Genomic DNA, 21,072 nt, shown 5'->3' on the forward strand with positions numbered 1-21,072 from the left:
GGTTAACAAGGCATCTTCACAACTTAAGATAACCTTAATCCTTTTGGACCTAATCCAGACACCATCAATGCTCTATCTTTGGTGAAGCCTTCAGTTGGTTAAGCTGATGACTGTAACGACCACAAAGATACCAAGAGTAAATGAAATCATGCCTTCTCTATCGGCCGTTGCCAGTGCAGGATGAGTATTCACACTCTTTCTTTACACTAAATATTTGCGGCTTAAGAAAGCCTTAAGAACTCAAGATATACCACAAAACCAATCAACGCCTTATCTTTCGTAAGACTTGAACAGCTTGAAATCACTCTGTTGGAGGGTGATTTCCTTGGTGGTCATTTCCAGATTGTAGTGGTGATAGTAAAGAGTTCCTGTGCCATGGGGGTCTTCAAAGTCAGTGGCAATGTAGTAGAGCATAATGACGTTTTCATTGGGCTCGTGTTTGAGGTAGGGAATATTATAGGCTGTCCCCTTACCCTTTTCCCCTTTGTAGCCCTTGTTTGCCCGATAATCAATATCGGCAACCCTGACATCATAACAAGGATAATCCTTGTCATTGTAGCCAGCAAAATCAAACTGAATATCGTAATCGCCACGTGACTCAAAGGGATTCAAGGGGTGGCGATGCTTCAAAAACAGATCTTTCACTTCTGTATTTTGGTCATAGCGCTCGTAGAGGTTCTGAAAGTCCGTGGGGTTGATTTCCGCCGAAGGTAAACTCAGGAACTGAAAGAACTCCTGAAAGTCCAAGACTCCGTCCCCGTCACTGTCGTAGTTGAGATCATAGGTGGTCTTACCATACTGACTTTCCATGCGGTTGGTCCAATGATCGGTCGGACCGTTGGGGGACAAATTGAGGAGCAGAGCCTCCTCACAGGCATTCAAAAGGTCAAAGTCCTCGTCTTTGGTTTCGATCGCGCAGTCTTTTAGTCCCTGACGACCACCAAAGAGGCCGTACTTCCATACAAATCCGTCAGAATAATTCTTATGCAAGGAGTGTCGTTGCGTGGGATCAAATCGGCCTCCCTGAAAAAAGCGATCCAGGTCCGCTTTATAAATCGAGTTAAAACTCACCTCATCTTTGTCACACAATCCATCACTGTCTGAATCCACATCCACGCTGCCGTCCATGCAGAAACCTGAGTTGAGGTTGTAGACATGAAGGCGATCATTTTTGACAGTAATGGGCTTGGCTTTGAAACCACCGAGAAGAGACTGAAAATCCAATTGCTCACCGGCACTCACATCAATAAAGGAACCCTTGCCCGCATTGGCCATCAATTGCAGACCAGTCCTGGCCGTAGTCGGATTCTGAAAAGGAGCGGTTTGGTAAAAGGCTGTGTGCAGGTGAATGTCACCACTTTTTTTACCAATCAAATCAGTGATCAGGCGAATGCGGCTGTCCCCCGGGCCCGAAATGGGGGTCTCACCCAGGCTATTGATGGGAAGACCATCGGAGACAAAAAAGACATCATAGATGTCATGGACTTCACCTTTATTATTCATTTGCTCCCGCGCGGCCAGATCATTCAAAAGAAGCCTCTCCACCTTGGCCAAAGCATCGGTATAGTTGGTTCCCAAACTGCCACTCACATCGGGGTTGCCCATAAAATTAGCCAAGGCCGTTTGCATTCCCGCCGAGTTCCCCTCTGGGGTTAGGGCCGGCTCGCCTCCGTCCTTAATGTAGGCGTCGACCACTTGACCAGAAAAGTAGATAAAACCCCAACGAAAATTAGGGTTTGATTTATGATAGTTGTAGAAGGGCTCCATACTTCCATGACGAAAGGCCTTGGCCGGATCATTGCCTGGGTGAGCGACCCCACTGGAGGTGTGAGGACCATTACTACCGCTCTGATCGATGACAAAAATCACATTTTGCACGACCTTCTCACCACCAGGAGAGACACAGATCTTACTGGTGACCCTTCCCAAGGAGGGGAAATCCCGTTCCAAACCCTTAAGCCGCACATCAGAGCAGCTAAAGGACAATCCTATCAATGTCATGAAATAAACAGCCCTAAACAGGCTCCCACCCAAATTGCACGCCACTTCTCTTCCCTTCCCAATAGACCCTTTTAGAGCAAAGCCAGGGCCTGCTCACCTGCAATCAGTTTCAATTTGGGATTTAGGAAATAGTGAGGCGTCTAAAAAGTAGACGTCCCTTGGCCGGAGGGAGCCTGAAAGCCACACAGCATGACCTAGTGGTCTTCAACCGGGTCGAAGCAGTACTCCTGGGGCAGGTTGCGGTTGCGTCCGTGGACCTTGCCTTGCCCGAGAATGAGGGAGGTTTTTCTCGACTTCACGTCCTCTCGCCAACGGGGGATCACTCGACGCAATCGAATCTCTAGAAGGTTCAGGAGTCGCTCCTCCTCCGACCACTGTGGGTTTTGTCGCAAGAGATGGTGAAACTCATCCCAATCTGCCTTGGGAATTCCCCCGTTTTGAACAGCAATATCAAAAAAGAAAAGATAGGAGCGTCTTTGGCGAAAACCATGGGCCGTCATATAGGATTCGGCCCGCCGATGGAGATGAAGTGCTGCCTCAATTTGCAGGCTCACATATTCGGGTGACTGGGCCATCCCTTGAAAACCGTCTCTCCATCCTTGGTGGAACTTGCGTGGGTTTTCATACAAATGGGCCACGGCCCAGTCCACGGACTCCTGATTTCTACGGGTCAATAATGGCGCCAACCGAGGTTCATCCTTGGTCTCCCTTTGCTCTTTTGAGCCCCTCCTCTTTTTACTTATGCAACTGGGGAGATCTAGGACCGATATTTCCCGATCCCAAAGGCTTTCAGAGACACTCTTTGCACCAACCACTGAGGAACTTTCCCATGCGGCAAGCATCGCTTCCATGCTGTTTAGGTCCCCTGGGGCAAAGTGCCCACGCCAAACTCCCGAATGATGATCCCGCATTCGGATCAGCAGAGGCTGTAAGGACCCTTGGCCAAAATTCTGCTGCAGGAGTCCCAGGCTCATCCCCTGACCGTCAAAGTTTGTGGAGATATTGTGCCATCCCGAGCGCCCTTCAAAACTGCCTGTAATACTCAGAGCCAAGGCCATGTCTTCAATCTGCCGGGCCGAGAGTTCTGCTGGCCATGTGACCGAGTCGAAATTAAGATTGGAACAAATTCTCCAGGCCGGGTCCCCACCGATATCTCCCTCCGGAGGCCGATCTCCAGGAGGTGGGGTGGGATTTTCCCCCTGGGCACCTTGTCCGGAATGAACTTTAGGCCCCCCCGCTGGCTGACAGGACAGAAGTGTCAGAAGTAAGACTGTTGTGACGGGCCCCAGTCGTCTCATAGTTCTTATTAGACCCGAAATCAGGCCCATCGGGTTGAATCCCCCCAGGGAACTGGCCCTTCTGCCAGCGGCCATCCGCAGCGCGATGGCCACTTGTCAGACTTGAGTCCAGGGGCTATGCTGGGCCCTCTCATGCGGAGGACCCATGGAAAGACTGAAAATCCCAGTTGATGAATTCACCAGCCCCACCCCTATCACCGTCGGGCCCGAACACAGTGCTGCTGATGTGGCTGAAGTTCTCAAGGAAAACGGTATTCGTCACATCCCGGTGGTGGAAGGCGAAATTCCCGTCGGAATTATTAGTGAAAGGGATTTGCGGGTTCTCAGCTCCGTGAAAGAACTCAACTTGGTTACTGCCTCTGAAATCATGGTCCCCGATCCATTCACCGTCACTCCTGAGACGCCCCTGGATCAGGTGGTCTATGAGATGTCAGATCGCAAGATTGGCTCGGCCATTGTTCAAGATGCAGACGGCAAGATCGTCGGCATCTTCACCAACACCGACGCCCTCAATGCCCTTATCGAAATCCTCCGCGGCGTCGTCCCCAACTAAACTCAGATATCAGATATCCGATATCGGACCCTTTGCGCCGGAGACGCACCCTTTTCACCACCCTCCAATCTTTTGACTGGTCAAAAGGGTTCAGATGCAAGGCAGAGGGCCATTGTCGAACGGAGGCGTACTTACTTGTACGTTGGAGTGAGACAATGGCCTGATAACGCAGCAGATGGACCCTTTTCACCTCCCTCAAATCTTCTGACTCGTCAAAAGGGTGCAGATCCAAGGCAAACGGGATTGAGCGAGAGTAGGCGTGCTTGTCTGCACGTTGGAGCGAGCGAAATCCCGTTTAACGCAGGAGATGCACCCTTTTCACGAGTCAGAAAAGAGACCCGCTCGGTGGTAGGATAAAAGGTAGGAATGTATTGGTAGGATTTTGGTAGGTGAGCGAGTCCGTCCTTCTCCAACGGACCCGCTCATAGGAAGATCAGACGAGTCGGGTCTTTTTACTTGGCTGCTAATCCCCTCAGACCTGGCAGCCACTTCTTTTTCCCCCCAGGGCTAGGTTCCCCTCCAACCCTTCGAGAACAGTTATGCCCCATGCAGATAATAAAATCCACTCATCCCGTTGACAGCATGGGCGGGTTTTTGTCAAAGCCGATATAAGATTTAATTAGTTATATTCATTACTTAGGATAATAATTCGGGGCCAGGTAAAAACCTCTCGCAAACCGAACGGTCGTGCGCTAAACTGGCTCTATGAGGGGTTCGGATACACGCAGCCAAATCATTAAGACAGCCATCCGCCTGGCGAGCCGCGAGGGCCTTGAGGCTATTTCCATCGGCAAGATTGCCACTAAGGTGGGAATGTCGAAGAGTGGTTTGTTTGGTCACTTTAAGTCCAAAGAAAACCTGCAACTGGAAATCCTGCAGACCGTGGCCGATCGTTTTGCCAAACGAGTTTTTGTGCCGGCGATGAAGGAGCCTCGGGGCCTGCCCCGTCTCCAAGCCATTCATCAAAATTGGCTCAAGTGGGTCCAAGGTAGCCAAGAGCTGCCGGGAGGCTGTCTACTTATTGCTGCTGCCAGTGAAATGGATGATCAGCCAGGACCGCTCAAAGATCATCTTAAGAAGATGCAGTTGTTGTTGATTGAAAATCTGCAAAAGGCCGCCCAGATTGCCAAAGACGAAGGGCACTTCCATGCCCAGGTGGATGTGGAGAGGATGGGCTGGTATTGGTATTCATTGATTCTTGGCTATCATCATTACAAACGACTACTCAATCACCCGCGCGCTGATGAATTCGCGGAACATGCCTTTGCTGAGTTTCTGCAAAGATGCCAAGCTAAAAAGGGGGATATTGCATGAACAAGGAGATGATGAAATTTGGTCTTCATATGGCTGCCCTGATTGCCCCGGACTTTACACTCAAAAAACTGGGCGAACATATGCAAAGACCCAAGCCCTACCCGACGCGTATTCGTGAGCGAGTGGTGTTAGCCCAGGCTTTGGAGTTCAAGATTCCATTTGGCTCACAAAAGGTGACCGGCTGGAGTTGGGGCACGAGTCCCAGGCAGGTCCTCCTTCTTCATGGTTGGGGTGGACGAGGCATTCAACTGCGGCACTTCATTGCTCCCCTCTTGGCCCAGGGCTACCGAGTGGTGGTGATTGATTTTCCTGCCCACGGGGATTCTCAGGGCGAAAGAACTCACTTGTGGGAGTGGGTCCAGGTCATTCAGGAGGTCTGCAAACACTGGGGGCCCTTCGATGGAGCGATTGGCCACTCCTTTGGCGGCACAGCTCTCACCAACGCCCTTCGGCGCGGAGCACCTATTGGTCGTGCCTCTTTGGTGGCGCCCATGGGCAATTTGCCGGTGAGTTTTGATTCCTGGCTCAGTGAATGGGACCTCACTCCCCCACTGCGCCGTCTGGTGCAAGAGGGATTTAGTGAGCTGGTAGGTGTGGAAATGGAAGACCTGTCGCCTCAACACTTTGCCTTGGAGCTGAAAACCCCTGTACTTCTCGTCCATGACACTCAGGACCCAGATATCCCTCATAGCCAAAGTGACCAACTCAAGCAAAAGTGGTATGGTGCCAAATTATTGTCGACTGAAAACCTGGGACACTTCAAAATACTGAAGGACCCCAAGGTCATTAATGAAATCATCGGGTTTATTTCTCAAGCAGAGGAGGAAGTAGCATGAGTCCGCGACGTGTGGCAGTCATCGGTGGAGTTCGAATTCCCTTTGCCCGCAGTATGGGTAAGTATATGGGACACAGCAATCAGGATCTCATGACCTTTGTTCTTCAGACTTTGGTGAATAAATTCAACCTTCGCGACGAAGTCCTGGGCGATGTCGCTCTTGGCGCTGTCCTCAAGCATTCGGCAGATTTTAACCTGGCCCGTGAATGCACCATGGGCAGCGGTCTCTCGGCCATGACTCCGGCCTATGATGTCCAGCAGGCCTGCGGCACCAGTCTTGAGGCCGCTATCCTCGTCGGCAACAAAATCGCCCTTGGGCAGATCGATGCCGGTATCGCTGGCGGAACAGACACCAATAGTGATCTTCCCATCGTGTTCAGCCGCAAGTTCAGCCACCGCCTGGTACGTAGCGTGAGTGGTCGGTCAACCATGGCAAAGCTCAAGCCCTGGATGAGCCTCAATCCTAAAGAGCTTTTTCCTGTCGCTCCCGGAGTTCTTGAACCCCGAACCAAAATGAGCATGGGACAGAGTTGCGAAGTGATGGCCAAGCAGTGGGGAATCACCCGCGAGGAGCAAGATGAACTGGCTTTTCGCAGCCACCAAAACGGGGCCAAGGCCTACGAAGAGGGTTTTTTTAATGATTTGATTGTTCCCTACAATAATGTGACGATGGACAATAATCTACGGGGCGATACCTCTGTGGAAAAACTCTCCAGCCTTAAACCTGCCTTTGACCGCAAAAGTGGCAAGGGCACACTGACGGCTGGTAACTCCACACCCCTAACGGATGGCGCTTCAGCTGTGCTCCTCGCCAGTGAAGAATGGGCAAAGGCTAAAGGCCTTCCGATCACCGCCTATTTGACCTTTGCCCAAACGGCGGCGGTCGATTACGTGAATGACGAAGGACTTCTGATGGCGCCTGCCTATGCCGTCCCTAAGCTTTTGAAACAAGCGGGAATGAAGCTGCAGGATTTTGATTACTATGAAATTCATGAAGCCTTTGCCGCTCAAACCCTTTGCACTTTAAAGGCCTGGGAGTCAGCCGACTTCTGCCGCAACAAACTGGGGCTCGATGCGCCCTTGGGGAGCATTGACCGCAGTAAGTTAAATGTGAAGGGTGGCAGCGTCGCCTTAGGGCATCCTTTTGCAGCAACCGGAACTCGCATTGTGGCGACTCTCGCGAAGCTCCTCAAGGGTCAACCAGGTAAGAAGGGTTTGATTTCTATCTGTACAGCGGGCGGTATGGGTGTCACCGCCATCATGGAAGGCGCTTAAGATCCTCTCAGCCAGGCGGCCGAGTTCTCAGGCCGCCTTAAACTTGGCGATGGCTTTTTCCACTTCGGCGAACAATTCCGCAAAATCAATGGGCTTGCTGAGCACACACTCAGCCCCTTTTTCCACCAGGCTCTCTTCTTCAGCTGTGCTAAATCCAGTGATCAAGATCACAGGGGGGATTGATGGGTCCATGGCTTTGACCGACATCAACAGTTCCACACCATTGCCGTTGGGCATACGAATATCTGAGACGATCAGGTCGATGGCGTTCTTATTGGCTTTGACAATCTCCACTGCATCCCGGCCACCGCTGGCTTCTAGACAGTTGTAGTCTTCCATTTCAAACAAGTCCTTTAGAGACTCGCGACAAATGGGATCGTCTTCCACAATCAATACGGTTTTCTGTGACATGGCGACACTCCTTAAGCGGCTAGGCTTTCGGCCTGAGACCGGGGTAACACAATCCTAAAACAAGTATTGGGGATGTCCTCGCGAATTTCAAGAATTCCCCCGTGGGCACGGATGATACTGGTCGAAATGGACAGTCCCAAGCCGGTTCCCGAGTCCTTGTCTTTGGTCGTAAAGAAGGGCTCTAAGATCTTCTTTTTGATGTCCGCTGGTAATCCTGGGCCTGAGTCACAGACCTCAATGTAGATCTGATTGTCACCCAAGACTCCGCCACGGATTTCCAGCCAGGGCTCTTTTTGGTCCTTAATGGCATCCACGGCATTCTTCATCAGATTCACCAGGACCTGCTGCAATTGCACCGAACGGCAGTCGATCTCACCCAGGTCTGCAAGCTTCAACATAAATTTTACTTCGTGACGCATGATTAAGTGCTTAACCAAGGTATGTGCTTGAAGCACCAGATCCTGCACGCCCACGCTCTCGAATGCCATATGTTGATCAGGTCGAGCCATATTCAATAGATTTTTGATAATTCCGGCAATCAAGGTGGTGGTCTCTGAAATTCTCCCGGCAACGGTCATGATCTGCTCAGGCTTAATGGTTTCCGCCTTGCGCTTTAGAATTTGAGTCGAGTATTCGATGGAGGCCAATGGGGTGTTGATCTCGTGAGCAATACCCGCTGACACTTCACCTAATGTCACAAGACTGGCCGCCTTGCTCATAAACTCTTGGGCCTCGTTGACCTGCGATTGGAGTTTTTCTTGTTCGGTCTTATCTGAAGCCGATAGAAAGATGTATTGAAGCTCGCCATTCAAATATAGCGGATGACCTTTCATATCCAATACCTTGCCATTGATCTTCCAGGTACGGTGAAGTTGGCTCGCTCTATTGGTACGAGCATTGTCAATGAAGTAGGCCAGGTCACTGGCTTCATCAATTGATAGGAAATCACTGAGGCTTCGCCCTAGGAGCCCATCCCGGCTATAGAGAACGCCATGGTTCGTGCGCAAATCAAAAAGAGCTGGTACGGGAACCGACAATTCTGAGATTGTCCCATCGGGAAGCAAAAAGATAAGGCCATCGGCAAAGCTGCGGGTGAGGGCTTCAAAAAAGGAAGCTCGCCGCTTGAGGGTTTCAATCGGCGAATCCAAATGACTGGTGATTTCCTTACCGCGCAAGTGAATGTGGCCGTTCTCCTTAGTGCCTTTGACCAGATAATGGGCTTCTTCATGGTTGAGCACCAAATCTAAGGGGCCTTCGAAACTTCTTTGATCGTGGCCCACACTCCAGCGCAATAGGTACAGACCTGTGCGTTTACCCAGTGGCGAAATGGCTTTAGGAAATTCAGATCCTGCAGCCAGATCGCCGGGACTCAAACCCGAAACAGGGATAAAGTTCACAACCTTCAAACGCTTATCTAAGACAATTTCAAATTCCTTCACGACGCCAACTCCCCCGACTCCACAAAACCAATCGTTGCGTGGAACAATTGCAAATCTTCTTCAACCAAACCATTTTTTTTGATCACGGTGATGGAGGATGTCCCATAACTCGCTCTAAGCAAAAACGACATCCCGTTAATTTCATACAAATCCAGTTCACCAAAGCGGCGAATTCGACCAAACTGTTTAGCCAGCTTTTCCCAGGCTTCAGGAAACACCTCTCCGTCCAGACAATATCTATAGGTGTCCGGACGGATACAATTGCGCAAAGGGTAGCGTTTGGTCTCCTCTCGACTCATGCAGCCGCCTTGGTCGCCGCAGACATTGCCCTTTTGGTATGGAAGTCACAAAAGGCGTGGCCATTGGCTGAACAGTCGGTCTCTTCGGTCTGGTAAAGCCCCCTGCGATCTTCAAATGGAATGTCCAGATAGACCAACTCCAGAAGTCCTGCCATCACTCCCGACATCATGGGGCAGTGGGTTTTGGCCTCGGCCATTCTTAAATCTTTGGGCGTGTAAATCTCATACGCATTTGCCGTTTGGATATTGAGGGTCTCAGCAGCTTGGTGTTCAATCAGCCTGACCGAGCCCCACCCAAGGGCATTGATAATGGCCACCAGGCCAAAGATGTTATCCTCTGTGTATTTGATCATCGGCTGAACAAGTGCTGCCCACTCATCCGAGGCCATAATTCCGGAAAATGTGGTGAGAGAACAGACTTCCGCGTCTTCTTCCAACATGGCGTAACCTGTTTCACCCAAACCTTGGGCCTCCATTTGCTTCACAAACAGACCACTGACCACGTTATAAAACTCCCGGGGCATGTGGGCGAGATAAACATTAAAGGCCGGTATCAGCCCTTGTTCGTTGCCCTCCAAAGGAAGGCCAAAAACCGTGTCACGGATTTTGATCATATCCACCCGGGGGTTAGCTGCTTCGGCGAGCATCTTGGAATGATCCGTAGCCAATACTTCTGGAACAAACCATTCAAACTTTAACGGGTGTTCCTGGGTTTCACGGATCTCAAACTTGCAGCAGTCGCCGCCCTGGTACATGCACTCGGTTTCCACCACTTCATAGCGCACGCCCATGGCGGCGCCCATGGCAGCGGCGATGTAGCCTTCAGCGAAGGTGCAAACGGGGCGGGATTCTCTTTCATAACAGCAGTTCCACCCTTCAACATAGTGAGACGAAACCCCGCGCACCTGATTGACCTGGTGGGAGGAAAAGTCCAGGACACCAAATCCCTGAAAGCGGTAAAGGTCAGCCGCCATTTTGAGGACTTCTTCTGGACTATTCAGCTTTTGCTCACTGGCCGCCACACGGATCTGCCGAAAAAAAGTTCTCTCAGCTGCTTCTTTAAAGATCCCTTTGCCATCGACAAGGGAGCAGTTCTCCAAGGATCTCTGTAATCGGGAATTATAGTGATGACAGTGAATCACCAAATGCTCGCCGGCCAAAGTCCGGTCACCATCAACTGGGACACATTTCATATCGCTGAATTCAAAGTACTTTTTTGCCATACACCCTTCCCGATTCTGAGTATTCGCTGAGTAAGGTTGATCTTGCTCAAGAACTCTTCGGAGGGCCGGGGTGTGGCATAAAGGCCTGGGATCTCAATTGATAAGATCTCTATATTTCCCATTCACTATGAGACTGCATTTTGGTTCCAGGTCCTATTCGTGGATGCAGGGGGTTGAATCTCAAGATAGGTCTCTCTTGAATTTCAACCCCCTGCATCCACGAATAGGACCTGGAACCAAAATGATACAAAAAACCCCGACTGAGAGGTCGGGGTCTTTCTTGGCATTCTATTGGTCCAGAAGAATATCAATAAGGATCTACTGTGCGGATCACATTGGGACTCCACTGGCACTCACCGGTCAGATCCATTCCCTTGTAGGTCCCCATGATGTTTTGACCGTTCATGAGAAGCATGGAGAAATCCTCGCCTTCAACGGTAATGGAGAGTCCTGCAAACCCCTGTTGGAGCATGGCTTGACCATCAATTAACGAAATGGTCGGAAACATCATGGCGTTGTCCATGATGATACGAGCCGCACCCGGAGGGTTGACCGCAACTGGAGCAAAGACCATATCAAACAGATAGATGTTAAACTGATTATAAGTGACGTCCATTTGATCATGAACGGCGCACTGGTATCCCGGACCCAGGTTTTGCACCATTGAGGCTTGGGCAGACGAAAGCGACAGAAGTGCAGCAACCGCGAGCAAAAGTTTTTTCATGTTTTCCCCCTATGTAAGGATTCGTTCAGCATTTTGGTTCCAGGTCCTATTCGTGGATGCAGGCTGTTGAAACTAAAGAAAAATCTCTCTTGAGTTTCAACATCCCGCATCCACGAATAGGACCTGGAACCAAAATGTTCACTGTGGCGGATCGACCTCCACCCTGTCATTATTGTCTTCTTGTAAACCTTTGCGAGACAAATCGACTAACATCTCCAAAAACTTGGCCGGCTGATGACCATAGGGGGCAACCTTAATAAAGATCTCCCGCCACAACTCAGGTAAGGCCTTGTCCGTCTCCCATGCTCCATCGTTCAAATACTGATCAACTGGAGAATAGGGGCGAGCTGTTGGTGCCGCACCCCAGAGGAAATCCGGATGAGCTTGGGAGTACCACTCGCCACCTGAAATCTCTCCATTGGGATCAATCTCCAGGTCATAAAGATATTCCACCCAATGAATCTGGTCCCAATCCTGCCCCTCTTCCTCACGGGGACCGGCTCCTAACTCCACAATGTAACCCACGCGCATGGCCACGCCGACAATCTTCTCAATATCCTTGCCACGATATTTCTTGAAGGGGTCGGACTTAAACTCCTCCGGTGTGACCGTTGCCTCGGCAATGGTCCGCGTGGTCTTTTTTGATTCCGGATTGAAATAGAAATACTCGTAGGCATAGACCGGCTGATTCCAAACTTCGTAGTCATAAGTGGCATCGAGAATAAAACTCCTCTTCGCCCGCCCAAGCTGGTTAACCGCAGCCAAGTGCCAGGTCGCCGGATTAATATCAAAACACTCAGGGTCAATCAGTCGACCATTCTCATCCCGCTCGGGATCTTTCTTATTGCAACGGCCGCCAATATGACGGGTTTCAAATGGTGCTGTCGCCCAAAGTTGAGTGACCAAACCCTTAAGTTCAGACGGATAGATTTTCACATCCGTCTGGCCATCAAATGCCTTAAGCGTAATAGCTTGGGTGGGACGAGGAACCATATAAGCGGCCGGAGCCCAACCATGACAAATGCCCATCCAATCTTCCACGTCGCCGTTTTCATCTTTGTAGAGATAACCCTGCTTCCACATATAGGTTGTGAAGGTGGCTTCCTTATCCCCATAGAGAAGATCCATTTTTTCAGAAGCCGCAAGATTGGCGATCTCATCCAAATTCTTTGTTTCAAAAATTTCCCAAAATCCGTTGGCGCGAATCCAATCAAAACGCGTCTGCCAGCTTTCCAAGCGGGTGTAGGGACGAACAAAGGGGCGAGCGGCGAGTATCCCGCGAGAGATAGCCCAGTAGTCCCCTGACCAGGGAATTTCCTTCAAGCGGGTTCGTTTGAGACCCTCCTGCTCCATTTTTTCCAAACTCTTCACCAAGGGTTGAACTTCCTTGTCGACCAACAACTCGGCTGCGTGTTCGGGACCAAGCTCAGCCATCGGGCTTTTGCCCGTCAAAAGATCAGCAAATTTCTGCTCCCTCCACTGGAGTTTTTTACCGATGTAGCGATTCTTTCTGAGATCCCGTTTTTGAAAATAGCTCTGCGGCTTTCGAGGGAGAACTCCATGTCGATCGCTTTTTTCAGGGACCTTGGTGAAAAAGGCCTGAGGGTCCTTGGACCACTCCTGGAGCGATGACAATGGCCCGGTTTCAGCCGTGACACCAAGAGTCCAAAAAAGGCCAATAAAAAGGCTGACGCCCCGTAAACGAATCTTCATTTTTCCCCCTCATCTTAGCCCACAGACGCGAGCACAAGACCTCTACAGTCAGCAAAAGACGGACCATTACTAACCCCAAGCGCCTCTGTTTCCCAGTAAATTTTCAACCAATTCGCCCCACACAAGAGACAATCTGACCCATCCATATCACACAGTATCCCAAACTCATGAACAGCTCGGTCTTACGGGCAGCCTTGCTAGGTGAAACTCAAGACTCTGTCTGCCTTTTTCCGAGATATGGTCCAATTGCCGAGCCATTTCCGTAAATCCGAATCCTCCGCCGTCGCGCAGGGCATATCCGAGGCGCGGCAGGATACTGACGCGACCCGAAGATGAGCCCGCGCCCGAAAGGCGCGTGAGGAATTGCGGAGAATGGTCGGCAATGGACCAACTCAAGGGAAAAGGATCTTGGGGATCAACAATCAAGTGCTAACCAAGTTTAGCTATTTGCAGTAAGATTCGCCTATGCTGGAAATGTGGCCTCCCTCTTCGATTTGGTTGTTGTGGTTCAGCTTTGGGTTGACATCAGTCGTCATTGCAGTGGGCGGTTACTTTTTGCTCATTTACGCGGACGCCATCGCCGACCGAATCCAACTGGGCCGCACGTGGGTGGGTGCCGTCCTCCTGGCCACAGTGACCTCACTTCCTGAGCTCATTGCCGCCATCGGTGCGGTGATGGCCGATGGGCCCGACATGGCCGCCGGCAACGTATTGGGAAGTTGCGCATTCAACCTTTCCCTGGTGTTCCTCCTCGATGCTCTTTATCGGGAGCGCTCCGTGTACTCCCGGGCCAGTCACAGTCATGTTTTGTCGGGAAGCCTTTCCATTATCTTGGTCGGCGTGTTGATTTTGTGTTTGGCACTTCGGGTACAAGATTTAGATTTCAATCTCGGCCACGTGGGCGTTGATACCTTGTTCATATTTGTTTTCTACGGATTTGCCATGCGCACCCTCCATCGTTTTGGCATTCAGGAAACAACAATCCCTGAGGAGCAAGAAGCCAAGCCGGGTCTGTCTACGGAGGCGCTGATCACGCGATACCTGATCGCCTCGGTGATTGTTGTCCTTGCTGGCTGGTCTTTACCAATTATTGGCAGAGAAATCGTTCATATCATGGGTTGGAATGAGGCCTTTGTCGGAACGGTTCTTATTGCCTTTACCACCAGTCTGCCAGAAATGGCCGTCACCTTGGCGGCCATTCGCGTGGGGGCTGTGGATTTGGCATTCGCCAATGTCTTGGGAAGTAACCTTTTCAACATTGCCATTCTCGGCATCAGCGACTTGTTTTACTTTAAAGGGCCATTGCTGGATGCCGTTCAACCCATTCATCAAGTCACCGGACTTATCACCATCATGATGACGGGCTTGGTACTGGTGGCTCTGGTTCACAACCCCAAGCGCCGGTGGTTCAATACTGTCAGTGGTCTGAGCCTGACAATTCTGCTCCTCTACATCCTCAACACCCTCGTCCTCTTTCGTGGGGAGGGTCCCTAAGTGGAATTTCAGGATTTCCATAGCATCGAGCCCTCTGAAGTGTGGAACCGGCTCCACCTTACCCCGCAACAGAGGGGCCTGAGCAGCGAAGATGCCACCCTTCGCCTCAAGAGGTTTGGCCCCAATCAACTTCCCGAGAAGGAAGGCCGAAGAGTTTGGCAAATGCTTGGGGATCAACTCTCAAGCCTGATGATCCTGATTTTGTTTGTGGCGGCGGGAATCTCAGGCTTTCTTCATGATCTGACGGATTCTGTTGTCATTTTGGCCATCATTGCGGTCAATGCGGTAGTGGGGCTCATTCAGGATTACCAAGCCCAAAAGGCACTTGCCGCCCTAAAAAAAATTCTTCCCACCCGAGCCCAGGTGTTGCGCGACCGGGTTTGGCAAATCCTTCCCGTCGAGCAATTGGTGCCGGGGGATTGGATTGAAGTCGAAGCCGGAGATGCGGTTCCGGCAGATATCAGACTGTTTAATGCTCACCTCCTGGCTGCAGATGAGTCGGCTCTGACGGGGGAATCTGTCCCCGTCGAAAAGCAAAGTGATTTTTTGAGCGAAGCCAAGTCCCCCGTTGGTGACCGGAAAAACATACTCCACAAAGGCACGATGATTTCCCGTGGAAGGGGACAAGGTTTAGTGGTGCACACCGGGCCACATACAGAGCTAGGTAGGATTGCCCAACTTCTTGAGGGAGCTGAACAGGTTCAAACTCCCTTGCAACAGCGACTCGACAGATTTAGCCGTAAACTGACCTGGGTTCTTTTACTGATCTGTTTGTTGCTATTTGCAGTGGGCCTTCTGCATGGTCAGGATTGGCTGTCCATGTTGATGACGGCCGTGAGCCTTGCCGTAGCAGCTATCCCCGAAGCTCTCCCCAGTGTGATTGTTATTGCCCTGGCGGTTGGAGCCAAACGCATGGTCAGCCGTCGTGCCTTGATTCAAAAGCTTTCGGCCGTTGAAGCCCTGGGGTCCACCACCGTTATTTGCTCGGACAAAACCGGTACTCTCACACAAAACAAAATGACCGTGGTGCGCAGTTGGATCGCCCATCCAGAGCATGAGGAGCTTTTTTACACCAACATGGCCCTCAACAATGATGTGAATTGGCAGGATCGAGCCCGCGAACTGGCCGAAGGGGAACCAACGGAAAGGGCCTTGTTCCTACACGCCTTTCACCATGGTAAAGACAAAGAAGAATTAGGCGAATCCTGGCCGCGGTTGAATGAGTTTCCCTTTGATCCCAAAGAGAAGTTCATGGTCACTCAGCACCAACAGCCCGACGCCACCTTTTATTTTCTTAAGGGCGCACCCGAAACCGTTCTCCACCTTTGCCGAAGAGACTCGCTCGCCGCAGAGGGCCTCGGGCAGGCTCAACAAATGGCCGATGGGGGCTTGAGAGTATTGGCCTTTGCTTGGCTCCAGACATCGACCCCTTTTTTGCAACTGGATGTGGCGACCGTTCATAGCCAACATTGGGAGCTGCTTGGTTTTGCCGGCATGATTGATCCTCCCAGACCCGAAGTTAAACAAGCCATCCGGGACTGCCAGACGGCTGGAATTCGCGTGCAAATGATCACCGGGGATCATCCACGAACGGCTCAGGCTATTGCCCGAGAATTAAAAATCCCAGGCGATATCATGAGTGGACAAGAGCTGGAGAAACTCTCTGATGACGAGCTAGGCACTCACATTAAACGAATGGGGGTCTTCGCTCGCACAGCACCCAAACAAAAAATCCGCATTGTCCAGGCCTTACAGAGCCAGGGCGAGATGGTGGCCATGACAGGGGACGGGGTCAACGATGCGCCAGCTCTGAAGCAGGCTCATATTGGTGTGGCCATGGGTAAGATTGGTACAGACGTCGCTCGCGAAGCCTCGGCCATGGTATTACTCGATGACAACTTCGCCACAATTGTGGCGGCTATTCGTGAAGGCCGGAGGATTTTTGATAATTTACGAAAGTTCCTGGTCTTTGTTTTGGCGGGAAATCTGGGAGAGATCCTGACTATATCAGTGGCCCTTTTTGTCGGCTTGCCACCTCCTCTGCTGCCGGTGCAGATTCTCTGGGTAAATCTCATTACCGATGGCCTACCGGGGTTATCGATGAGCCTGCTTGATGAAGAACCCGGTGTTATGACCAGATCACCCATACCCGCCAATCAAAATATCTTGGAAAGGGGCCTCATGGGCGAGATCTTGATTGGCGGCATTCTCGTCGCCACGGCCAGTTTACTGGCATTTTACTATGGCCTCAAAGATTCCGCCGCCGTTGCCCGCACCATGGGCTTTACAACTCTCAGTGTGTGCCAACTGTTTATGGCCTGGGCGATCAGCTCTTCCCGCCCGTTGGGGAAGGGCTTTCGCTTTTATTCTCCCACCTTGCTGGCGGCGCTGGCTATTTGTGCTCTCATGCAGGTCATGGCGGTTGAGGTCCCCAGCTTGCAAAGACTCTTGCACACTGAAGGCCTCAGCGCAGAGCAGTGGGGCATTTGCCTCGGCCTTTCAGTGCTGATATTCTTGATCAAAAAAATGCCCGGGTTTTCCATGGAAAGGAATCTCCCCAATGAAGAGCATCCTCCTCAGCCTTCTCCTCCTGTTGCCTAATTTTGTTTCGGCTTCCGAAAACCATACCTGTGACCCATCACAGGGCCGCACCCTGACTCAGCAGGATATCAAAGCCTACGAGCAGTATCTGCAAAATCTGGAGAAAGAATACACCTGGCTTTTTGAAGAGCTCATCCCCCAGGACAAGAGAAGCGGGGAACTTTTGGACAAAGCTAAAAAGACTTTTTTCAAACATCTCGCTGACAGCTGGGAGGTCTTCCCAAAACCAGGTGAGGTGTGGGGCGCTCCCCTCCCCGCCTTTTCAAGCGGTGTCCGCGAAATCACCGGAAAGATCACCTACGTGGGTTTTTTTCGACTCCCCTATCACTATGATCTTATCGCCGACGGCAAAGGCGGTCTCTCCATTGAGGTCCGGGTTCATTTTCAAAACCCAAAGGGTCAGGATTTGGCCAATCTTCGCCAATACATGAAGGATGCAGAAGACCTCTGGAACAAGAGCCAGGTGCATCTCAGCTTCCCCTATTCATTTAAGTTTTTGGTGGAAACGGTGGGGAGTCGGGCTCATTTTTCCGTCAGCCTCAAGGACTCAACAAGAGGACCTTACAACTCCAGTTGGAGCCGCACCTGGCGAGGCCGTACCATTGCCCACGAAATCGGTCACATGATGGGGCTTGCTGATGAGTATAAGACCATTAGTGGAGAGATCGATTGCTTGGAGGATTCACTGATGTGCACCTCTTATCGAGGATCTCTGTGGCCTCACCATTACTATTTGGTGTTACGCCGCATATTTAGCCAACACCCTTAGATTTTGAGAACAATTTGAAATCCCGGCGATTGAATGAGTAGAAAATCAGAACAATGCCAGACAGCGAAGTGACCAATCCTAAAAAGGCCGCCCATTGAACCAACGAGTTGTTAAAATTCTCCCGTTCCTGATAATCCATGATGTGAAGGCCCCATAGGAAATCATACCATCTCCAAAGTTCACTCCTCCGTGCCATGACCTTGCCTGATGTGGGCGAAATGTAGATCCTATATGCATTTGGGTCAGTGAATTCCACTTCATAGACGGGAAACGGTCCGCGATAGCCATCAGTCGGACTATCAAGGAGGATCGCACGACTTAGCCTTCCAGTTCCGGCGTAATCCCCTTGGGCTATTTCTCTCACAAAGTTCTCCCCCAACTCCATGAGTTGCGAGTTTGTCTCATGGTCAAAAAGAAATGAGCTTTCTTCCTGTCCATCCCACATCTCGACCCACCAGAGTGACCTTTGGCCAATGACAACTGGCTTTAGTCCCTTTAGATCCGCCGAGTACCTTTCAGCCAAAGCAGCTGTGACCCGACTCCACTCTTCCGGTTTGGGCATCCACTTGCTTTCCTTTTTGTTGGCTAAATGCTCGCTACGGACTTCCTGAATAGGAAAGTAGGTCATGAACAACCCACTCAAGGTCCATAGAAACAACTGGAGACCCACGACTAAGGCTAGCCATTTGTGGACCTTACGAATCCAAATCCTAAAGCGGAATTTAGCTTTCAACACCAAGCTCCTTCGTTGCCAGCCCAAATGGCCGGTGCTAAGGTGATGTCCATGAAATATCAAAAATTTGAGAACCCGTCACGACCAAGCAAGGATCAGCCCATGCTTAACTCTCTGTTTCCACCGATTCAACCCTATAAAACGGGTCGACTGAAAGTATCTGATGTTCATGAACTCTACTACGAAGAGGTGGGAAATCCTGACGGCAAGCCAGTTGTCTTTCTGCATGGAGGCCCTGGCGGAGGCATCGCTCCCGTCTACCGGCAGTTTTTTGATCCTCAAGTATTTCGCGTGATTCTGTTTGATCAAAGAGGTGCGGGTCAGAGCACCCCCCATGCAGACTTATCCGACAACACCACCTGGGACCTGGTTGAGGATATTGAAAAGCTCCGCGAGCATGTGGGTGTTGATCGCTGGTTGGTGTTTGGCGGCAGCTGGGGAAGCACCCTTTCTCTCGCATACGCTGAGACCCACCCCGAACAGGTCAAAGGATTGATCCTTAGAGGGATTTTTCTTTGTCGCCCCAAAGAAATTGAGTGGTTTTACCAAAGAGGGGCGGATGCCATTTTCCCGGAGACCTGGCAGGAATACCTGCGGCCCATTCCTGAAGGGGAGCGTGGAGATTTGGTCAAAGCCTATCACCAGCGTCTCATCAGTGATGACAAATCCATTCGCCTTGAAGCCGCCAAGGCCTGGAGTGTTTGGGAAGCCTCAGCCTCCTTTCTTCACCAGGACCCTGATCTCATAAACACCTTTGGCGAAGATGATTTTGCCACCGCCTTTGCACGCATTGAGTGCCACTATTTTACTAACAACGCATTCTTTAAGACCGACAACTGGCTGATTGAAAACGTCGACAAGATCCGCCACATCCCTTGCGAAATTGTCCATGGCCGCTACGACATTGTTTGCCCTATCATCAGCGCCTACGAATTGAACCAGGCCTGGCCTGAATCCAAGCTCCACGTCATTGCCGATGCTGGCCATTCAGCACTGGAGGTGGGAATCACTTCCAAGCTGATCGAGATTTTGTCTCGTTTTAGGGAGCTTTGAGCCCGACTCGACACAGGCCAATAGAGTCATAATGAAATGTCAATCCGCTGGTCTGGCTGCACGAGCCTAACTACACAGAGGGGGTTACTTTTATCCTCCTCTCCCCATAAATTTCAGTTCGCCTCTCAAAGTGAGACACTCCATGGGCACATGAAGTGCAATATCAACCGGTGGGGTATAATTGTAACAGGGGCATTAAAAATGAGCGGTCCAATGGGAAAAAAACTGAAACTCACTCTGCTGGCGGGAGCCTTAACTGTTCTCCTCCTTCCATTTCAAAACTGTGCACCATCGGGAAAATCATCCAACGGCGATGGTGATCAAGGTTCTCTCAACGCCAACGCCAAAATGTGTGGTTTTGAAGGCTTTGAATATCTCCACGCCAATTACTTCAATAAGTTTTGCACCAGCTGCCACGCGAAGACTGGCTTTGCCTTTCCGCCGTTTTCTGATCCTGATGTGGTCTCTTCTTACTCCTGGACTAAGTCCATCGCCGCCGAAAAGCTATGGGAGACTTCTACCAACAATACCTTTTGCGGCGACGCTTGCAGCCTAAAGCCTGGCGAGCTCCTCTATGATCAACTGGCCGAATGGCTGGATCACAGGGAGTCCTGTGACTGAAATAAGCTGACCTCGTCGACGGTCAATTGTTAGAATAGCTCCATCCAAATCCAGGAGGTGGAAGATGGGGCTTTTCAAAAAACCAATAATTACATCACTGATAATCGGCGCCTGCCTTCTTTTTGGCTTTCAAAGTCACGCACTCATGCTCGACTCCAACCTATTCTATATTTCTGATTCTCTGGACGTGACCGATCAGAGTTTTTCCCGCCATGGATTTGATCTTTCTCTCGCCATGGGGTTGGACCAGGATTCTATGCTCAATCTTGGTGTCAACGTCAGCTCCATGGGGACCATGGACTCCACCGGTGCCACCGAAGTTACCTGGTCCACCCTCGACTACGGAGTGAAATTCATTGCCTTTCTCGATCGGGTCAAGACCTGGGGCTTGGGCCTGGCCTACAATCTAAAGGCTCAAGGAAAATATGAGTCCGGAGGGAGCGAACTCGACTGGCGGGGAAGCAGCCTCAAGTTCGACATTGGATATAATCCTTTGGTCTTTAATGGCTTCTACTTTGGCGTTCGCCTCAGTTACTACATGGCCATGTACAACGAAGAGTCCACAGATGGCGGCAGCTCCTATACCAGTAAAGATGTAAAAAGAAGTTTCATTTACCCTTCGATTTATCTCTCCTACCGCCTCAAGTAATGGGTCGCACTTCAGTCCGGGCAAATTGTGCCCGGACCTAAACCCCTCATCCCCTAGGTGGTCAGCG

General features: G+C 50.9%; 19 protein-coding genes. 10 read left to right on the forward strand and 9 right to left on the reverse strand.

Features of this window, described 5'->3' with window-relative positions:
• Positions 1-270: 270 nt before the first annotated feature.
• Complete coding sequence (locus tag H6624_07210) at positions 271-2,001, reverse strand: hypothetical protein (GenBank protein ID MCB9084116.1); 1,731 nt, start codon at positions 1,999-2,001, stop codon at positions 271-273.
• Positions 2,002-2,195: 194 nt separating this feature from the next.
• The gene (locus tag H6624_07215; protein ID MCB9084117.1) at positions 2,196-3,299 is read right to left on the reverse strand and encodes a hypothetical protein; all 1,104 of its coding nucleotides are present in this window, start codon (positions 3,297-3,299) and stop codon (positions 2,196-2,198) included.
• Positions 3,300-3,444: 145 nt separating this feature from the next.
• On the opposite strand from H6624_07215, the gene H6624_07220 reads away from it, so the two are divergent.
• The 4 genes from H6624_07220 to H6624_07235 all read left to right on the forward strand — a co-directional run bounded on the left by H6624_07220 (position 3,445) and on the right by H6624_07235 (position 7,276).
• Positions 3,445-3,852: a CBS domain-containing protein gene (locus tag H6624_07220; protein MCB9084118.1), complete on the forward strand. Its 408-nt coding sequence runs from the start codon at positions 3,445-3,447 to the stop codon at positions 3,850-3,852.
• 705 nt (positions 3,853-4,557) lie between these two features.
• Complete coding sequence (locus tag H6624_07225) at positions 4,558-5,166, forward strand: TetR/AcrR family transcriptional regulator (protein MCB9084119.1); 609 nt, start codon at positions 4,558-4,560, stop codon at positions 5,164-5,166.
• Entirely contained in the window at positions 5,163-6,002 is an 840-nt protein-coding gene (locus tag H6624_07230; GenBank protein ID MCB9084120.1) for an alpha/beta hydrolase, read from the forward strand. Before H6624_07225 ends, H6624_07230 begins: the two co-directional genes overlap by 4 nt.
• Positions 5,999-7,276 carry an acetyl-CoA C-acetyltransferase gene (locus tag H6624_07235; GenBank protein MCB9084121.1) on the forward strand — a complete coding sequence of 426 codons (1,278 nt, stop codon included), beginning with the start codon at positions 5,999-6,001 and terminating at the stop codon, positions 7,274-7,276. The genes H6624_07230 and H6624_07235 overlap by 4 nt, the downstream gene beginning before the upstream one ends.
• Positions 7,277-7,303: 27 nt before the next feature.
• Here the strand turns inward: H6624_07235 and H6624_07240 are convergent, their stop codons facing one another.
• The 6 genes from H6624_07240 to H6624_07265 all read right to left on the reverse strand — a co-directional run bounded on the left by H6624_07240 (position 7,304) and on the right by H6624_07265 (position 13,085).
• A complete protein-coding gene (locus H6624_07240) occupies positions 7,304-7,687 on the reverse strand; it encodes a response regulator (protein MCB9084122.1) in 384 nt (127 codons plus the stop codon).
• A gap of 11 nt (positions 7,688-7,698) precedes the next feature.
• A complete protein-coding gene (locus H6624_07245) occupies positions 7,699-9,126 on the reverse strand; it encodes a hypothetical protein (GenBank protein MCB9084123.1) in 1,428 nt (475 codons plus the stop codon).
• Positions 9,123-9,425: a hypothetical protein gene (locus H6624_07250; protein MCB9084124.1), complete on the reverse strand. Its 303-nt coding sequence runs from the start codon at positions 9,423-9,425 to the stop codon at positions 9,123-9,125. Before H6624_07250 ends, H6624_07245 begins: the two co-directional genes overlap by 4 nt.
• A complete protein-coding gene (locus tag H6624_07255) occupies positions 9,422-10,648 on the reverse strand; it encodes a hypothetical protein (GenBank protein MCB9084125.1) in 1,227 nt (408 codons plus the stop codon). The genes H6624_07250 and H6624_07255 overlap by 4 nt, the downstream gene beginning before the upstream one ends.
• A gap of 307 nt (positions 10,649-10,955) precedes the next feature.
• Positions 10,956-11,372 carry a hypothetical protein gene (locus H6624_07260; GenBank protein ID MCB9084126.1) on the reverse strand — a complete coding sequence of 139 codons (417 nt, stop codon included), beginning with the start codon at positions 11,370-11,372 and terminating at the stop codon, positions 10,956-10,958.
• Between the two features lie 138 nt (positions 11,373-11,510).
• Positions 11,511-13,085, reverse strand: a complete 1,575-nt coding sequence (locus tag H6624_07265) for a hypothetical protein (GenBank protein MCB9084127.1) — start codon at positions 13,083-13,085, stop codon at positions 11,511-11,513.
• A gap of 465 nt (positions 13,086-13,550) precedes the next feature.
• On the opposite strand from H6624_07265, the gene H6624_07270 reads away from it, so the two are divergent.
• From H6624_07270 to H6624_07280, 3 genes are read left to right on the forward strand one after another with little or no spacing between them, the layout of a single operon-like run.
• Positions 13,551-14,579, forward strand: a complete 1,029-nt coding sequence (locus tag H6624_07270) for a sodium:calcium antiporter (protein MCB9084128.1) — start codon at positions 13,551-13,553, stop codon at positions 14,577-14,579.
• Entirely contained in the window at positions 14,580-17,180 is a 2,601-nt protein-coding gene (locus H6624_07275; protein MCB9084129.1) for an HAD-IC family P-type ATPase, read from the forward strand.
• Complete coding sequence (locus H6624_07280; protein ID MCB9084130.1) at positions 17,140-17,949, forward strand: hypothetical protein; 810 nt, start codon at positions 17,140-17,142, stop codon at positions 17,947-17,949. Before H6624_07275 ends, H6624_07280 begins: the two co-directional genes overlap by 41 nt.
• Here the strand turns inward: H6624_07280 and H6624_07285 are convergent.
• Positions 17,933-18,682 (reverse strand): PepSY domain-containing protein, encoded by a 750-nt coding sequence (locus H6624_07285; protein ID MCB9084131.1) that lies wholly within the window; start codon positions 18,680-18,682, stop codon positions 17,933-17,935. The two genes, H6624_07280 and H6624_07285, sit on opposite strands and share 17 nt — an antisense overlap.
• Before the next feature lie 102 nt (positions 18,683-18,784).
• Here H6624_07285 and pip point away from each other — a divergent pair, with 102 nt between their 5' ends.
• The 3 genes from pip to H6624_07300 all read left to right on the forward strand — a co-directional run bounded on the left by pip (position 18,785) and on the right by H6624_07300 (position 21,005).
• A complete protein-coding gene (pip, locus tag H6624_07290; GenBank protein ID MCB9084132.1) occupies positions 18,785-19,735 on the forward strand; it encodes a prolyl aminopeptidase in 951 nt (316 codons plus the stop codon).
• Between the two features lie 201 nt (positions 19,736-19,936).
• Complete coding sequence (locus H6624_07295; protein ID MCB9084133.1) at positions 19,937-20,356, forward strand: hypothetical protein; 420 nt, start codon at positions 19,937-19,939, stop codon at positions 20,354-20,356.
• 64 nt (positions 20,357-20,420) lie between these two features.
• Positions 20,421-21,005: a hypothetical protein gene (locus H6624_07300; protein MCB9084134.1), complete on the forward strand. Its 585-nt coding sequence runs from the start codon at positions 20,421-20,423 to the stop codon at positions 21,003-21,005.
• Positions 21,006-21,072 lie beyond the last annotated feature (67 nt).

The sequence above is a fragment of the Pseudobdellovibrionaceae bacterium genome, from assembly GCA_020635075.1.
GTDB lineage: Bacteria > Bdellovibrionota > Bdellovibrionia > Bdellovibrionales > UBA1609 > JADZEO01.